General features: G+C 31.9%; 17 protein-coding genes. 3 read left to right on the top strand and 14 right to left on the bottom strand.

The window, feature by feature from the left end:
* Positions 1-92 precede the first annotated feature (92 nt).
* The 4 genes from GCL57_RS08555 to GCL57_RS08540 are packed head-to-tail and all read right to left on the bottom strand — an operon-like array spanning position 93 to position 3,885.
* Positions 93-1,013, bottom strand: a complete 921-nt coding sequence (locus GCL57_RS08555) for a GHMP family kinase ATP-binding protein (protein WP_152212934.1) — start codon at positions 1,011-1,013, stop codon at positions 93-95.
* Between the two features lie 2 nt (positions 1,014-1,015).
* Entirely contained in the window at positions 1,016-2,362 is a 1,347-nt protein-coding gene (locus tag GCL57_RS08550) for a hypothetical protein (RefSeq protein WP_152212933.1), read from the bottom strand.
* Positions 2,359-3,414: a PLP-dependent cysteine synthase family protein gene (locus GCL57_RS08545; RefSeq protein WP_152212932.1), complete on the bottom strand. Its 1,056-nt coding sequence runs from the start codon at positions 3,412-3,414 to the stop codon at positions 2,359-2,361. The genes GCL57_RS08550 and GCL57_RS08545 overlap by 4 nt, the downstream gene beginning before the upstream one ends.
* Positions 3,415-3,459: 45 nt before the next feature.
* Positions 3,460-3,885 (bottom strand): hypothetical protein, encoded by a 426-nt coding sequence (locus GCL57_RS08540; RefSeq protein ID WP_152212931.1) that lies wholly within the window; start codon positions 3,883-3,885, stop codon positions 3,460-3,462.
* 370 nt (positions 3,886-4,255) lie between these two features.
* Between GCL57_RS08540 and GCL57_RS08535 the strand changes: the two genes are divergently transcribed.
* Entirely contained in the window at positions 4,256-4,882 is a 627-nt protein-coding gene (locus GCL57_RS08535; RefSeq protein ID WP_152212930.1) for a hypothetical protein, read from the top strand.
* 379 nt (positions 4,883-5,261) lie between these two features.
* Complete coding sequence (locus GCL57_RS08530; protein ID WP_152212929.1) at positions 5,262-6,392, top strand: NUDIX hydrolase; 1,131 nt, start codon at positions 5,262-5,264, stop codon at positions 6,390-6,392.
* A gap of 187 nt (positions 6,393-6,579) precedes the next feature.
* On the opposite strand, the gene GCL57_RS08525 is transcribed toward GCL57_RS08530, so the two are convergent.
* The gene (locus GCL57_RS08525) at positions 6,580-7,470 is read right to left on the bottom strand and encodes a glycosyltransferase (protein ID WP_152212928.1); all 891 of its coding nucleotides are present in this window, start codon (positions 7,468-7,470) and stop codon (positions 6,580-6,582) included.
* A 294-nt stretch (positions 7,471-7,764) separates the two neighbouring features.
* Here GCL57_RS08525 and GCL57_RS08520 point away from each other — a divergent pair, with 294 nt between their 5' ends.
* Positions 7,765-8,562, top strand: a complete 798-nt coding sequence (locus tag GCL57_RS08520; RefSeq protein WP_152212927.1) for a hypothetical protein — start codon at positions 7,765-7,767, stop codon at positions 8,560-8,562.
* A 16-nt stretch (positions 8,563-8,578) separates the two neighbouring features.
* Here the strand turns inward: GCL57_RS08520 and GCL57_RS08515 are convergent, their stop codons facing one another.
* From GCL57_RS08515 to GCL57_RS08475, 9 genes are all read right to left on the bottom strand, one after another.
* Complete coding sequence (locus GCL57_RS08515; protein WP_152212926.1) at positions 8,579-9,043, bottom strand: cytochrome C oxidase subunit IV family protein; 465 nt, start codon at positions 9,041-9,043, stop codon at positions 8,579-8,581.
* A 20-nt stretch (positions 9,044-9,063) separates the two neighbouring features.
* Complete coding sequence (locus tag GCL57_RS08510; protein ID WP_152212925.1) at positions 9,064-9,729, bottom strand: cytochrome c oxidase subunit 3 family protein; 666 nt, start codon at positions 9,727-9,729, stop codon at positions 9,064-9,066.
* 3 nt (positions 9,730-9,732) lie between these two features.
* Positions 9,733-11,385 (bottom strand): cytochrome c oxidase subunit I, encoded by a 1,653-nt coding sequence (locus GCL57_RS08505; protein ID WP_152213022.1) that lies wholly within the window; start codon positions 11,383-11,385, stop codon positions 9,733-9,735.
* Positions 11,386-11,463: 78 nt separating this feature from the next.
* On the bottom strand, positions 11,464-12,450 hold the full coding sequence (coxB, locus tag GCL57_RS08500) for a cytochrome c oxidase subunit II (protein ID WP_152212924.1): 987 nt from the start codon (positions 12,448-12,450) through the stop codon (positions 11,464-11,466).
* Between the two features lie 12 nt (positions 12,451-12,462).
* Complete coding sequence (locus GCL57_RS08495; protein WP_152212923.1) at positions 12,463-13,329, bottom strand: SCO family protein; 867 nt, start codon at positions 13,327-13,329, stop codon at positions 12,463-12,465.
* Between the two features lie 15 nt (positions 13,330-13,344).
* Positions 13,345-13,695, bottom strand: coding sequence for a hypothetical protein (locus GCL57_RS08490; protein WP_152212922.1), 351 nt, complete (start codon positions 13,693-13,695; stop codon positions 13,345-13,347).
* An 11-nt stretch (positions 13,696-13,706) separates the two neighbouring features.
* Positions 13,707-14,921: a quinol:cytochrome C oxidoreductase gene (locus tag GCL57_RS08485; RefSeq protein ID WP_152212921.1), complete on the bottom strand. Its 1,215-nt coding sequence runs from the start codon at positions 14,919-14,921 to the stop codon at positions 13,707-13,709.
* Positions 14,918-15,586 carry a c-type cytochrome gene (locus tag GCL57_RS08480; protein WP_152212920.1) on the bottom strand — a complete coding sequence of 223 codons (669 nt, stop codon included), beginning with the start codon at positions 15,584-15,586 and terminating at the stop codon, positions 14,918-14,920. Before GCL57_RS08480 ends, GCL57_RS08485 begins: the two co-directional genes overlap by 4 nt.
* A gap of 4 nt (positions 15,587-15,590) precedes the next feature.
* The gene (locus GCL57_RS08475) at positions 15,591-16,136 is read right to left on the bottom strand and encodes a DUF3341 domain-containing protein (RefSeq protein ID WP_152212919.1); all 546 of its coding nucleotides are present in this window, start codon (positions 16,134-16,136) and stop codon (positions 15,591-15,593) included.
* Positions 16,137-16,161: the final 25 nt, after the last annotated feature.

The following is a 16,161-nucleotide window of genomic DNA, read 5'->3' as shown; positions in this document are numbered from 1 at the left end:
ATTACCGCTACATTAAAATATTTTGTTTAAGGACTTTTAATAAAATTTAAAAATATTATTTGTTTAATAACTATAATGCTTATAATTGGAATTTAAATTTTTAATTTTAAACTATCAGTTTTTTCAGATTCTTCATCATATATTCTTGATCCTCCAATTAATGGATAAATGCCTATAATAGGTAACGGATGAATAAGTTGATAAACCCGATCAAGTAATTTCTGCTTATCCGTCTGAGAATGGTCAAACATAACTCCTAAAACAGTGCCAGTATGTGCACAGTTTACTCCTAACCCACCTACTTCACGTATCCCATCTATTAAAGTCTCTAATGGCGCTTTATATAAAACATGTTGATTAACACGTGCACTCAAAGTTGCCGCTTGTGCGATTAATTTCGGATTTTGATTTAGAAAGCCTTCTTCAATCCATAATAAGGCTCTTCTTATTGAATATTTATGTTCTATTGCAATCGATCTTGCAAAGTCACGATCAAATTCTTGTGTTGAAACCTCTCCACCAGAATCAATTATAATAAAAGATAAAGATGGTATATCTTTGTATCTTCTATAAATATCTCCTTTTAAATGATTAATATGAGAGATTCCAGGTAGAAAAACGCCGTCAGAAGATTTATCAACAGAAAGCAATAGATTTGATATTTCCTGGTCAGATATTTCTTTGTTTAGAGCTGAACTTGCCGCAAGCACTACAGCAGTGAGTTCCGCTGTGCTTGAAGCGAGTCCTTTTCCTCTTGGGATTTTTGAATCTATGTCTACTTCCAATGAAATATTTTCTTCAACTTTTAGATGCAAAAGAAGCTTTTTTAGGATTTGATTTACTTTTAAGTATTTGTTGCTTTCTACTACCTTGATTTGATGTTTACTATTTTTTATAGTTAGGCTTGCTTTTGCAAAAAAAGGAATTGGACTATTAATTAAAAAATCTTTCCCATTAAGATATCCTTGTACAAGCTCGCCGCATGTTCCCGGAGCTTTGGCAGAATATTTCATATTTATAGAACCTTTTCTTGAATTGTTTGCTGTTGTGCGTATTTATGAATGTAGAATTTCCATGGAATTTGAGTTGTTAAAATCAGAATTTCTAACATCAATGCAATAACCATAGAAAAACCCGCTACAGATGCCCCTAAATATTGTAATAAAATACCTATATATACAGAGATTAAAAGGATACCAGTCCCAAATAAAGTGGCGCGATTAATAAAATTTGTTTTACTGCTGCTTATCAAAAAACCTTGCAAAACATTTTGAATTGCAATTAAGATTGGAATACAAAAACAAATCATTAAAACTCGTTGCATCCCATCCAAGAGAAAAGCATTTTGCCCTACAAATGATATAAGGAGATTCTTTCCAAATCGGGATATGCTTAAAAACAATAATAGAGCAGATAAAAAGGTACCGACACTTAAAGCAAAAATAATAAAGTCAGCAGGATGATATTTATCTTTATTTCGAATAATGACTTGCTGGATCATTCTCGTGGTATTAGAAAAAACTAGGATAAGACTCCAAGCTGCGGGCCAAATAGCCAAAGCTAAGCTACTATCGACCGCACGAGCTAAGCACACAATCATAAGAGATCTTCCTCCCCAAACAAGCACCATAGAATGAGCTAATGGCCAATAATAATTCCAAATTTCTTTGATCGTTTTAGGATAAGAATATTTTTCATTTATATTGATCTTCGTTTCAAGGAAAGAATTTTTATATTTTATGGAAGCTAAAAAAATAACAATAGTTTCTGAAGCTACTGCAAGCATAAGTGAGCATCCGGCTAAATAGCTGCTTTGCACATGTAATAAATATCCTACAACTAAACAAAAAAATAAAACGAGAAGGCGCAATAGTCCCGCACGGGCGATTGTTTTAAGTTGTCCATGAATAATCAATATTCCCTGAAAATATCTTCTCAATGCAATAGAAGCAGGCCAAAATAAAAGACACAATAAAATTTTGTGTGCCGTTTTAGAGATTTCGTTAGAAACTCCAATAATATATTGCATTATAGGGAAAAATATAAAAGGAATCGCTAGTAAAGACAAAAGAACTGTTAATGAAATACAAGAAATCAGCACAAAGCGCCATAAGGCTTCTCTAGCTCCTTTATCTCCAGAAAGCGCATTTGAGGCATGTAACATCATGATGATTGGACTCTCAAATAAAACAACAAAGGATTTTACAATACCTAAGGAGGCTAAATTTGTTTGTGAGTGAGGCATTTGTGCTAAAGTTGTGTTTACCAGAGGATCACCCAAAGCCATAGTCACGTCACTAACTGAAAGTGGTAAAAACTCTTTCCACAAAGCAATCATTTTTTGAATAAAAGTAGTTTTCATGCTTTTTTGTTTTTCTGTTTGAAATAAAACTCTGGTATAGGTTCAAGGTTTTCAATAAGCTTTTGTAAACTATCCCCAGAACTTAAATTAATTCTTTGGTTTTCGATCCATTGATTATTAAAAATAGTTTCTAAGTAACGATCTCCTCTATCGGGATTCACCATAAGTATAGATTGGTTTTGCTTTAAATTGATTGCATATGAAAGACCTGCAGCAACAACTGCTCCTGTTGAACCTCCTAGTAGTAGCCCTTCTTTTTGGGCAAGTGTGCGACAGACGGAAAAAGCTAAAGCATCAGGAACGCTGTAAGCTAAATCTAATAAATTTCCATCAAACTGCGGAGGAACAAAAGAAAGCCCTAATCCTGTCATTTTATATGGATGTGAAGGTGTACCTAACACAGACGATCCTGCAACATCGACACCAATAATAGTTATTTGTGGATAAAATCTTTTTAAATAGGAGCCAATTCCCGTCAGTTGGCCAGAAGTGCTGATGCCCACAACCACTGCACTGGGAGGAGTGCCTCCAAAATCATCAATGATTTCTCGTGCCGTATAAATACTATGTGCAGTGGGATTTTCAGGATTTTTATGTTGACAAGGATACCAAGCGCCGGGCGTGGCTTGAGCTAAATCGGCAGCTTTTTTCATGCGCGCCACTTGCATAGAACCGTTCGCATCGGCTTCAGTTAAAGGAACATCAATTAAAATAGCACCGTAAGCTTCAATCATGCGTCTCGTAGGGGGAGGTGTTTTTGCATCAACCACAATCCATACTCTATAGCCTTTTGCTGCACCAATCATAGCAAGACCAATTCCAAAATTTCCAGAACTGGATTCAATAATCGTACCACCGCTTGCAAGTAATCCTTTTTTTTCAGCTTGTTCTATCAAATAAACCGCATTTTTTTCTTTAATGCTTCCGCCAGGATTACATGATTCTAGTTTTAAATATAAATTATGTGATTTACATATTGGACTGATATTATTTATGCGAACTGTTGGTACTTTACCAATAGCTTGCATAACATTTTTAGCAAGTTTATTCATATTTTATCCTTTTATTTTATAAATTAAATATTTATTTAAAATGGATTAAAGGATGGGGGGTCTTAAAATTTTTGAAATTAATTTGTTTAAAATAACTATTTTTAAATAATAATTACTTTGCTGATAATATTTAGGACTTTTTATATTAAAATAATTTTTAATTTCATTTATTAACTGCTTGTAACAACATTCACTATCTATACAAGTTGAAGAAATTGGCGTATTTGATTTATAAAATTTTTTTAATTCTGATATTTTTGTTTGTATTTTTTCAGATTTTTGTGTTTCAATAATTGAATTAATATGATGACTATAAAAATGCCTACCTGCTATTATGTTTAAAAATAAAAAAAATAATAACAAAAAAAATACTCGTGTATTAAATGTTAAAACACCTTGTGGACGATAAGAATTAATTTTAATTTTCCCAAGTTTTTTTAGCACAAATGTTAACTCACTTGATTTTTTCATTAATTACTCGGTAGGGTATCAAAAAATATTAATTTAATCAATAAGCCACCCTATCAAACGCCATTCCTTCTGAAATACTTACTCCCCCCCCCAACATGCTCCAATATATTTGTTCAAAATATGGCTTTTATAAAAATCTTAATCTTATTTGAGAAGTAAATTTTAAATTTTTTTAATTTTAGTGCTAGCCTTGGCTATAATTGATATGATATCATCATTCTCAACATGTTTCCCTCTTTTATTAAACTTGGTAATCTAACTTATGCAAGAAACATACCAAAAATTAACTCTTCTTCAGTATTTGAAAACACACATAGCTAAAGAAACAAAAATATTTCTACATCCAATATATTTAAAAACAAGGTGATAAATGAAAATTTATATAATGCGCACTTCTCTTATAAGTCTTTTCTCAATAGCTTTAAATGCAAGTGTATTTGCACAAAGTCCATCAAATACTGAAACAATTATTTTAATTCGACATGGAGAAAAACCATTAGATATGGAAATTGGTCAACTGAATTGCAAAGGTTTAAATCGTTCTCTTAAATTACCTAAAGTTCTTTTAGGTAAATTTGGAAAACCTAATTATATTTTCGCTCCCAATCCAAGTGTGCAAATCGGTAAAAAACTTCTCAAATTTTCATACATACGCCCTTTAGCTACGATAGAACCTACTGCAATTCAACTCGGAATGCCTGTAAATGCTCAATTTGGTTTTACAGATGTTGAAAACATAAAAAAAGAACTTTTAAATTCAAAATACAGTGACTCTTTAATTTTCGTAAGCTGGGAGCATTTAAAACTCGTAGATATTGTTAAAGAAATCTATAAAGAAGATATTAATAATTCAGTTTCTGATATTCCAGATTGGCCATCAGCTGATTACGATTCAATTTTTATTCTGAAAATTTTAAAGGAAAATGAAAAATACAAAATAACATTTATAAAAGATTTTCAAAATCTCAACTCTCAAAGCGATACATGCCCAAACTAATACTCTTAATTATCATTAATATAATTTAAATCATATTCCGTAAAATGAAATATATTTAGAATAAAAATAACTTCGACTCTTTAGTTTACATTGAGTGTTTAAAGAAGATGTTTGACTTTATAAGAGGACATATCAAATAATATTTATAAAATAGATTTATTTTTATCCCTATATAATATGAAATTAAAAGTCATTTATGATACAAAAAGATTAAAATATAATTGAAAATATATTACAATTAGTGTTAGTTAATCTTGTGAGATATAGTTAATACTATGTATATTCTTATTATAATAAGAATATACATAGTACATTGATATTAAAAGAAAATTATAGCGTAAATTTATACTTTTTGATGAAAATTACGAGGAATCGATTTGTGAAATTATTATTGTCTTTGTTGTTGCCTGTTTTAGTTTTAACAGGGTGTTCTAACTCTATAAATCAAAATAACTCCAATAATCATAATGAATTGTCTAACATTACACACAATGGCGAAGATGATTTATTTGAAAAAACTGATACAAACTCTCCTTTTGCACGCCCTACTAGAGCTAATGTAGGCTTTGATGTTGATGGCGTCCTCCATACTGAGGTACGTTATTCGTTGACCGATCAATATTATCCTTCAAAATTTGTCTTTAATACTACAGAGAGGAATTTAAGATTACAAAAGGAAATAAAATTTTTACTTAACAGCTCTAATACTCCTTATATTGTTACCCATAATAAGGATTTTTGTGATTCTAGATATACCACTAATAAATTAAATTTATTGAACAATAATAATTTAGGTGCTATTCACTCCTCAGATATTTTCTGTGTTTCTGGAGGAAAATCCAATATATTAAAAAACCAAAATATAAATGTATTTTATGATGACAGCCCCATTGTTCTTACTGAAATCGCTAAAAACAGTCCTGCTACAAAATTATTTATGGTTTTACCAAAACATCAAAAAATAGCACATTATTTTGAGAATCTTACTTCTAGTACAGTACCTATTTCTAAATGCGGAGTGCTTATTGTTGATGATTCTGCTCCTAAAAAAAGGTTTTTATTGCAACTTCGTAGTGACAAATTGGGTGGATGGTGGAATTTTCCAGGAGGATCCTGCGCCTACGCAGATAATAAATTCAAAAATTGTGAAACAGAAAATTGCGAAGATCCGATTTCAGGAGCTATTCGTGAGTTTAATGAAGAAAGCGGAAAAGAACATCTTTTTGAAAAAGATTTAGATAAAGCAAAAAGATTTATGGTACTCCGTTCTAAAGATTATATGCTATTCGTTGTCAAGTTTGACAAAAATTATATTTCATCTCGTTCTTTTATTCCACAAGATAAATATGCATGGGAAGTTTCACATAAGGTGTTTAACATCTCAGGTAGCCCAGGCTATCGCTGGTTTGATTTAGATGAGTGTAAAAATGGCGCTAAAGTGCAAGGTCATAAACTAAGCTATACAGGTCGAACTTGCGATATATTTAGAAATTATTTAGAACAATTTTAATTAAGGTATGTACTCAAATTTTCTGCCAAATGAGAGAATATTCAATATAAATCATTGAAGAGAAGTTATTTTTTTATCCTAGCAAGTAACAATGCTCTTAATTTGTTTAAAATACGTTCCCGAATTTTTAAGAATAATTTTTTCAAAATCTCAACTCTCAAAGCGATACATGCCCAAACTAATACTCTTAATTATCATTAATATAATTTAAACCATATTCCGTAAAATGAATCTTGCTTTGCTCAACTTCTTTCAGTAAGGCTTCATTCAAAATTGCTTTAGATCCTTGCTCTCTTTTTGCATGAAAAATATGATACTGAATTGCTCTGTGACAGAAAGATTTCATTTGTACACCTACAAGACGCAATCGATACTCTAGGTCACTTTCTTCTCCACCATAAGATTGAAATCTCATATTAAAACCGTTTATTGCTTCAATATCTTTTTTATGGCAAGAAAAATTGCAACCAACAATTCCTCTCTTTTTTCTATTAAAATAATTAAATAAAAATTCATTATTCAAATATAATGTTTTGAAACCATTTCCATCTTTAAAAAAAGATAAGTATATAATTAGCCACCAAGAGCTTTTTTCAAGAAATTTTTTTAATATTTTTTCTGGTGTTAAGCTTCTAGATAATGACTTCGTCAGCTCAGCTCTTCGTCCAACAAGGACAGACTTAGGTTGTGAGTGTCTTAAATGATCTTCTAAAAATTTTGAGTGCAGCATGCAATCAGCATCTATGAAAACAAGATAATCACCTTTTGAATGGTAGATTCCTTTATTCAAAATTTCTGATTTTCTAAATCCTCTATCCTCATGCCATATATAGGTCGAAGCAAAAGGAGACTTTTGTAATAGCTCTTTAATTTTACTAGAATTTTCATAATTTGAACCATCATCACAGACCACAACTTCAAATAAATTACTATTTAAGGATTGATTCAGTAGACTGTAATAGGTTAAATTAAAAAATTCAAAATTATTATAACAAGTCATAATAAGAGAAATTTTCGGTTTTAAAAATAATTTTTTATCATTTTGCCAAACCGTATAGGGTATTTTTATAAAGTTCATTTATTACAACTCATTACTAAAAAATATGAATTTTAAATTGATAAAAACACCTTAACAACTCTTAAAGATGTTTCGAGTACTATTTGTGATTATATCGAAATTTTACTTATAAACAAGAAATTTGTGATTCATTTTAATTAAAATATTCCTTATTATTCATTATATTATAATATAATTTAACATATACTTATAAAAACAAACGAAATCACATTGAAATTTTCATAAATCACATATAAATATACCATTCCATTCTTATGAATGGCAATTATTTTTTTAATTTTAAGTGGATTTTATATGAATAACTCTAAATACTTTACAAATACAGCTAAATGCATACTAACTCTATTTTTATCAATTCTAAGCCTTACAATTGAGTCAACAGCGAAAGCAAATACTGTAAATCCTCTTAACTATATTAAATCTCCGAAATTAGAATATGTTGTAATACCCCGAAAAAATATTAATAAAAAATTTGATAAATTTGATTTTATTTACGATCTAAAAAAATCAAATCCACTTCAATACAGTATTTACATTTTATATCAATTAAAACAAAAAGAATATATAAGTAAAAATAATCACGATCATTACATACAAACAAATTCTAAAAACAACAATCAATTAATGTTACAAGAAATACATGAAGCAGCAGTATCAGAACTTCTTGGAAATAGAATTCAATTCATTTATTCAGATTATATCTCAATCAATGATCTGTTAAAACACATCACTTACTTTAAAGATATTGAGGATATTAAAACTTTATATGCAAGCAATAATATATTCATAGATTTTCTGCCAAAAGAAGCTGAAAATATTTATTATGCAAAGGAATTAAAATCTCTTAATAAAATTATTTCTAATTTCCAAATAAGAATTATAAACGAAATTCTATACTCAAAATATAACTTAACTAATGAAAGTTACGATAACTTAATGCAATACTTTCCTGACAAAGCAAATAAATTTTTAGATCGCATTACTGATTTAACAAAACTATTTAAAGAACTTTCAAAAGATAAAAGCCGTAAAAATAAAAACGAACTTTATAATATTTTAAAAGAAATTAGCAAAGAAGCAGAGAAGTTTTAAATCGTACGAAATGAAATCAATGAGATCCTTCACTCTTTTTCTCAAGCTTAGGTCCACCCGGAGCGAAGTTTCCATTTTGGTCAACTCCTCTCATCATTTTAACACCTTCAGTCGCAGTAAAAAAATCTCTTCCTCTAATTTCACCCAAAGTGATTCCAAAAAAGAGGAGCATAAACAAAACCGCTGAACCAAACACGAAGGAATAAAATTTATCTTCATGAATAAGTTCCATATAAAACACAGCAACTAAAATCGTCTGAATGATTGCCACAAATATTAATAAAGAAACAATCCAAATAGACGGTATAGGAAGCATAGAGATTCCTATATTCATAAAAATCATCATCAACAATACTATAAAGATTCCTACATAAAGTCGAACTGGTAAAAGACCATGTTCATTATTATGAGAATGCTTTTGATCTCCAGACGAATGTTCTGAACTATTTTGTCTTTTTTTATTTCTAACTATTTTTAACATAACTTTTAGCTCCTAAACTGTTACTTTGCAAGATAAAGGAGTGGATATAAAAATATCCAGACTATATCAACAAGGTGCCAGAACAAACTTGTATTCTCTAACGAAACATAATTTTCGGAACTAAATTCCCCGCGATTTGCTCGAACAAGCATCCAAGTCATCAAGCCAAGTCCGACCACAATATGCAATCCATGCATTCCAGTCATTACATAATAGAGTCCAAAAAATATGTGAGCTAATGGGTCTTGAATTTCAGCATGAGCCACAGGATTAAAGAATTTACCAGGAAAATATCCTTCATGAAAGTGCATTCCCCATTCTGAACCTTTAATGACTAAGAACAATAAACCACAAATCATGGTTGCTACGAGAAATTTAACAGTTCCAGCTTTGTTGTTTGAACGTGCTGAACGTACGCACAAACTCATTGTCAAAGAACTAACAAGCAGAATGACGCTGTTTATTCCACCAAGCCTCCAGTCCATTGAAGACTGACCCTGTGTAACCATATCAGGGTACATAAAACGCATAAAACCATATGCACAAAATAATCCTGAGAAAAATAACAATTCTTGCGCCATAAAAATCCACATTCCAAGCTTACCAGCAGCTGTCTGCTGGCTCATAGATTTAAAATGGTGCGCTAAAAATTTAGAATGTTCGCCTTCATGATTATGAGCAGACATAAGTTAATGACCTCCTGTTTTAACAGGTTTTACAAGTTCATCAAATTCATATGGTCCATGGGTTGATATCGGCTGTTTTTCAAAATTATGTTCAATAGGAACAACCGCTGTGTCAGTCCACTCAATTGTTTTTGCTTTCCAAGGATTTGAACTTGACTCATTTTTTCCAAAGAAAATTGAATGAAGCCAATTAAAAAGAACAATAAAGAGTCCTATAGCAAGAACCCAAGATCCTATAGTAGAGAGAACATGGAAATTATAATATTCTGGTAAATAATCATAATAGCGCCTTGGCATTCCACGCGTTCCCATTATAAATTGAGGAAAAAATGTTAGGTTAAATCCTAAAAAAACAACAACTGAACTGATTCTTCCCCAAGTTTCGCTATATTTTTTTCCAGTGATTTTTGGCCACCAGTGATAAATAGCTCCGATCCATGCAATTAAGGTACCACCCATCATCACATAGTGAAAATGTGCGACAACAAAATAAGTATTGTGTAAATGAACATCGGTAGAAATTGCCCCTAAAAATATTCCAGTTATTCCACCAATTAAAAATAGAAACAAGAAAACAAATGCGTAACACATTGGTGTCGTAAAAGAAATGGAACCTTTATAGAGGGTAGCAACCCAACTAAAAACTTTAATTGCCGTAGGAACTGCAACTGCATAAGTTAAGAATGAGAAAAAAACAGTTGCAAGTGCAGATTGTCCGCTTGTGAACATATGATGTCCCCAAACAAAAAATCCAATAACTGCAATACCAATACTTGAAATTGCAACCGCTTTATAACCGAAAATACTTTTGCGAGAATGTGTCGTAATTAATTCACTCATAACTCCAAAAGCAGGAAGGATCATAATGTACACAGCTGGGTGAGAATAGAACCAGAAAAAGTTTTGAAATAAAACAGGATCTCCGCCTAAATTAGAATCGAAAATACCGATTCCAAGTAAACGTTCCATGGCTACCAATACTAAAGTAACAGCAAGAACGGGAGTAGCAAGAACCTGAATGACACTTGTTGCATAAATTGCCCAAACAAATAAAGGCATTCTTACCCAAGTCATTCCAGGTGCGCGCATTTTATGAACCGTTACTATAAAATTTAAACCTGTTAATATTGAAGAAAATCCTAAGATAAATGCACCAAAAACAGCAGCAACAACAGATGTAGAAGTTTCAGTGCTGTAAGGAGTATAAAATGTCCAACCTGTGTCGAGGCCACCAAATGCGATGGTGTATACAAGAAAAATAGCCCCTACAATGTAAATATGAAAACTCATTAAATTTAATTTTGGAAATGCAACATCTTTTGCACCAATCATTAAAGGCAATAAAAAGTTACCTAAAGTTGCGGGTATTGAGGGAATAATTACAAGGAATACCATAATAGAACCATGAAATGTAAACGCTTCATTAAAGTGATCCGCACTGATCATATATGAATTTGCAGTTGCATTTACAATTCTTTCTTGCATGAGTTCAGCACGCAACAGAAGTGCAAAAAATCCGCCCACTAAAAAGAAAACCGAAATTGCAACAAAATACATAATTCCTATGCGTTTGTGATCTACGGTAAATAACCAGGATAAAAATCCCTTTTTAGCATTTAAATAATTTGACCCTGTATCATGATGCGACGATAGCATATCCGCAAATAATACAGGTTTTCCCATATCTCGTTTTTCCATAAGCAAAGCTCCTAAATATCCAAAAAATCTTAATAATTATTTCTTCAGTGATTTAATATATTCAATTAGAGCATTAAGTTCTTTATCATTTAATTGACCCTGATAAGAAGGCATCACTGGAGGATAACCTACAACCACTCGAATATTCGGATCGACAATAGATTCACGAATATAATTATCGTCGAATTTAATTGTTTCTTTTTTACCGCCAGAATGAACAACATTCTGCATTTCACCGTATGTACCAAATAAGGGAGGTCCAACTAAACGAACCTTATCTGGAGTAACACTGTGACAAGAAGCGCAAGCTCCTTTACCAGCAAATAATTTCTTTCCAAGCTCAACGGGCGTTAACCCTGCTCCCTGCGCAGCAATCATGGCTTTATCGTAATCTTCTTTAGGTAAAACCTTTACATAACGAACCATTTGCGAGTGTTTTGTACCACAATATTGTGTACACAATATTGGATACGATCCTGCTTTTTCTGCTTTAAACCAAACAACAGTGTATTGATTTGGCAACACGTCACGATTAATTCGGAAATCTGGGATATAAAAGCCATGAATTACGTCAGCAGAAGACATTGTCAATCGAACAGGTACATTAATTGGTACAATTAAATCAGATGTTTCAGCACCCGTTTTTTGATCAATAAATAACCAATCCCACTTACGTCCAACCACACGAACTTCAAGTGCTCCTTGAGGTACTACATTTAATTTAATCCAATCAAAAAATCCCCAAATAAAAATAACGATAAATAAAACACCTGGAATAACACTCCAAATAATTTCTAATTTCGTATTTCCATGAATGTCTACAGTGCTTTCTCCCTCTTTCCGTTTACGATATTTCCATGCAAAAAACACCATAAAACCAACAACAAGTACAAAGAAAAATACAGAGAGGCTATAAATGAAATAAAATAAAGCATCCTGTCCACTTGTCATTGGAGAAGCATTTTGCGGCAACCAAAATGATCCTTGCCATGCTGCTGAATCTGGCCCGACTGTTTCTGACACGTTTCACACTCCCTAATATGCCTTGCGCTTTTCGCGCCAAAAAAAGAACCCTAAAATAATAAGTAACGATAACACTGTTAATGATGCTCCGATACGTAACATTCCCACCGCAAATGCATCATATTTTCCTGATGTAGGATTATAATGAAAGCAGGTTAAGAGAATTTGATCGGTCGGAGAACCAATTTTATTCATTGAAGCATCCATTAACGAAAATTTAATATCTCGAGATTTGTATGTTATACCATAAAGATATCTAGATATTTTACCTTCTGGACTTATTATAAATATAGCTGCAGCATGCGCAAATTCTTTGCTTGCAGTATCATACCTATAATAAAATCCAACTTCATCTGTTAATTTTTTTATACTCTCATTGGTTCCAACATAAAACTGCCAATCTGCATTTTTTTGTTCTGTCAAAGATAAATAATGATTTTGCTGCTCTTTAGCAATTTTAGGAACATCACTAGGATCAAAACTGACTGTCGCAATTTTAAAATCTTTACCAATTTTCCAGCCCATATCTTTCAAGGAATTTGCAAAATTAACCAATTGCAATGAACAAAGAGAAGTGCATCTATAATAATTCAACGTTAATATAAGAGGTTTTCCATCGGAAAGCATTTCAGAGATTTTAGTTACTTTACCATTTGAATCTGTAAAAGTATTATTTAAATCAATTGAACTTCCAAGTTTTTCGGTAATTGTAACGCCTTGCATTACTTCTGGCACTTTACTTAAAGGAATACCAGAACCTGTACTTACTCCTTTTGCATTAGGAAAAGGATTTCTTTCATCAAAAGCAAATATTTCCTTGTTCAAAAAAGAACAAAGAAATATTACAAATATTTTAACTAAAATAATATTAGACTTCAAAACAATAACTCCTGACTAATTACTATTTTGTTCTTTCACAAATTGCTTCACAGCTTGTGCTATTGGAATTTGATAGTAACCATCATCTAATTTTTTATAAGAAGATAAGATTTCTTCTTGATTTTTAACATATTCAATTCTTTGATGATCTCCCATTCCTGTTTGCACTTCTTTTTCACGTGCCTCAGTCGCTTTCCACAACACTGTAGATGCCACAATTGCAACTATTAAGAGAAATAAAAATGAAAAAACAACAATAACAGTTGTAACTAAAACCGGTGGACGATCTGGCTCATCTTCTTGTTCAGACCCTGAACCATGATCTGAAGATAAATTTGTATTTTGACCTTTGATAAATTTTAACATCTCAAACCACCTTAAACATTTTCATACGTCATTGATTCTGGGAGACGAGGATCTTTTATTGGCACAAGAGCCTTTCTCCGAGTTACTGCAGCAAATAATGCAACAAAAAGTCCACCAATTCCTAAGAAACAAAATATATCGATCAATCCAAATTGAGGTCCTTCTTCAAAACCTGAAGGAACTACTAACCAGTAGAGATCAAGAAAATGCATAAATAGCATCCAGATAGCTATAGCAAATATTAAATTACGTGAACGTTTTGCTCTTCTTGCCATTAAAAATAAAAACGGAACTATAAAGTGTCCTACACAAAGTAACACAAAAACATAAAACCATCCATGATTTTCACGAATACCATACCAAGCCGTTTCTTCAGGAATATTACCATACCAAATGAGCAAATATTGACAGAATGCTGCATATGCCCAAAAACATGTATGAGCAAAAAGTAATTTTCCTAAATCATGATAATGCTCAACTGTAATTACATCCTTTAAAGCTGGTACGTTATGAACAATTCTTGTTGCAATAATTAATGCAGCAAAAAACACCATATAACAACTTGCAAAGAAATAGAGACCAAATATTGTAGAATACCAGTGAGGATCTAATGACATTATCCAATCAAAAGCAGCAAAAGTAACACAAAATCCTAATATAATTAAAAATGGGTAACTTGCATTTTGTAATTTATAAGTAATTTCAAAATTTCCAGTTTCATCTTGCTTGGCAGAACGCTTAGAAAAATAAATAGCGGCCCAAGTAAACATGATCATATAAAATATAGTTCTAATATAAAAAAATGGGATATTTAAATACCACTGTTTAGATTGAAGTACTTTATCTGCTAATGCTTCATGACTTAACCAATGATGATAAAGTGTACCCGTTCCAAAAGCCATGACAATAACAAGTACAAAGAACAAAGGCATTGTCATACTTATATTTTCTGCCAGCCTTCTAACTACGACACTCCATCCAGATTTTGTAGCAAATTGAATAAGTACAAAAAAAACAGCTCCAATTGCTATACTTAAAAAGAAAAGCCACCAGACATGAAATGAAAAGAAAAAATAAGAGGAATTTGATCGACCGAGCATAAATGCAATTAAAAGAGATGCCAAACCAACAGCTGTACCTGCAAGTGGTAATTTGGAAAAAAAATGCTCTTGCGGTAAGCGCGCATTTTCTTGTGTTAATGTAACTTTAGTGTGGCTCCCACTCATTGTTTATTACTCCAACCATGTTTAGCTTTAATATCTGCTGGTATATTTTCTAAAGTCGCACGTCTCGTCAATTGCAATGCACGCACATATGCAACAACAGCCCATTTATCTTCAACACTTAATTGCGAAGCAAAACCTGGCATATTCCAATTATTAACTCCATTATGAATTGCATCATAGATTTTTCCAACAGGAAGAGCCAGTCTCTCTTTATCATGTATATTAGAAGGTCTTATTACTCCGCCTGCTCTTTGAGTGACGAGCCCATCTGAATCTCCTGCATATCCATGGCAAGGTGTACAAAATACAACATATTTTGCTTGGCCTCGTTGAATATCTTTTTCAGAAAGCTTTAACGGAATTTTTTTAACCCATTTTGGATCATGTTCAGTTGAATCAGGTTCTTTACCTTCATACAAACGTTTGTCTGTTTTAGGTTTATCAAATTCAACTGTACCAAGAATTTGTGGACGATAAGCTCTACCATCTTTGTAAAATTCATTTTTTGATTGAGGACCAAAAGAAGTTTGCTCAACCATATTTTGAATTGGTAAAATAGGTGGATTCTCACTTTTTTGTCCACGACATCCAATTAAAGTGAGAGACAAAAAAGTCGCTCCGATAATCGAAGAAAATAATTTATTATTACATTTAATTTGTACCATATGTTTACTGCTCCACAAGTTCCACTTGAGTTGCGCCTAATTCTTTTAAGAACTCCACAGTTTTAACTGGATGGAATTTTGGATCAGTTGCTTCAATGGAAATAAAAAAACTATCATCCGTAACTCGTTTAAAAGCTTCAGAACGAAACAAAGAATGATACCATTGTGGAAGCTTATTTAATGCAAGCATTCCAACTAAACAGGCAATTGCAGCTGATAAAACCGCACATTCAAATCCGGGTAAAAAATAACCCAACAAACCTAAAAAAGGTTTACCAGCAATAACCAATTTATAATCAAAACCATTCATCCAAACCCAAAGAAGAAATCCACCAATTCCAAAAATTGCCGATGTCGCACCCACAATCCAAGAAAGTTTACTTTGCGGAAGTCCCATTGCTTTATCTAAACCATGAATTGGAAATGGAGAATGCGCATCCCATTTCCTAAATCCTTTATCTCTTACTTTTTCACATGCATGATAAACTTCTGGAACAGTTGCAAATTGAGCAAGAGCCCCATAGATCATTTTGTTATTATTTGAATTCATAAATCCTCCATCTTCATAATGCTCA

This window comes from Fluviispira multicolorata (genome assembly GCF_009208585.1).
Classification (GTDB): Bacteria; Bdellovibrionota_B; Oligoflexia; order Silvanigrellales; family Silvanigrellaceae; genus Silvanigrella; species Silvanigrella multicolorata.
Note: the sequence above shows the minus strand (reverse complement) of the source record. Positions and strands in the feature narration are given on the sequence as shown.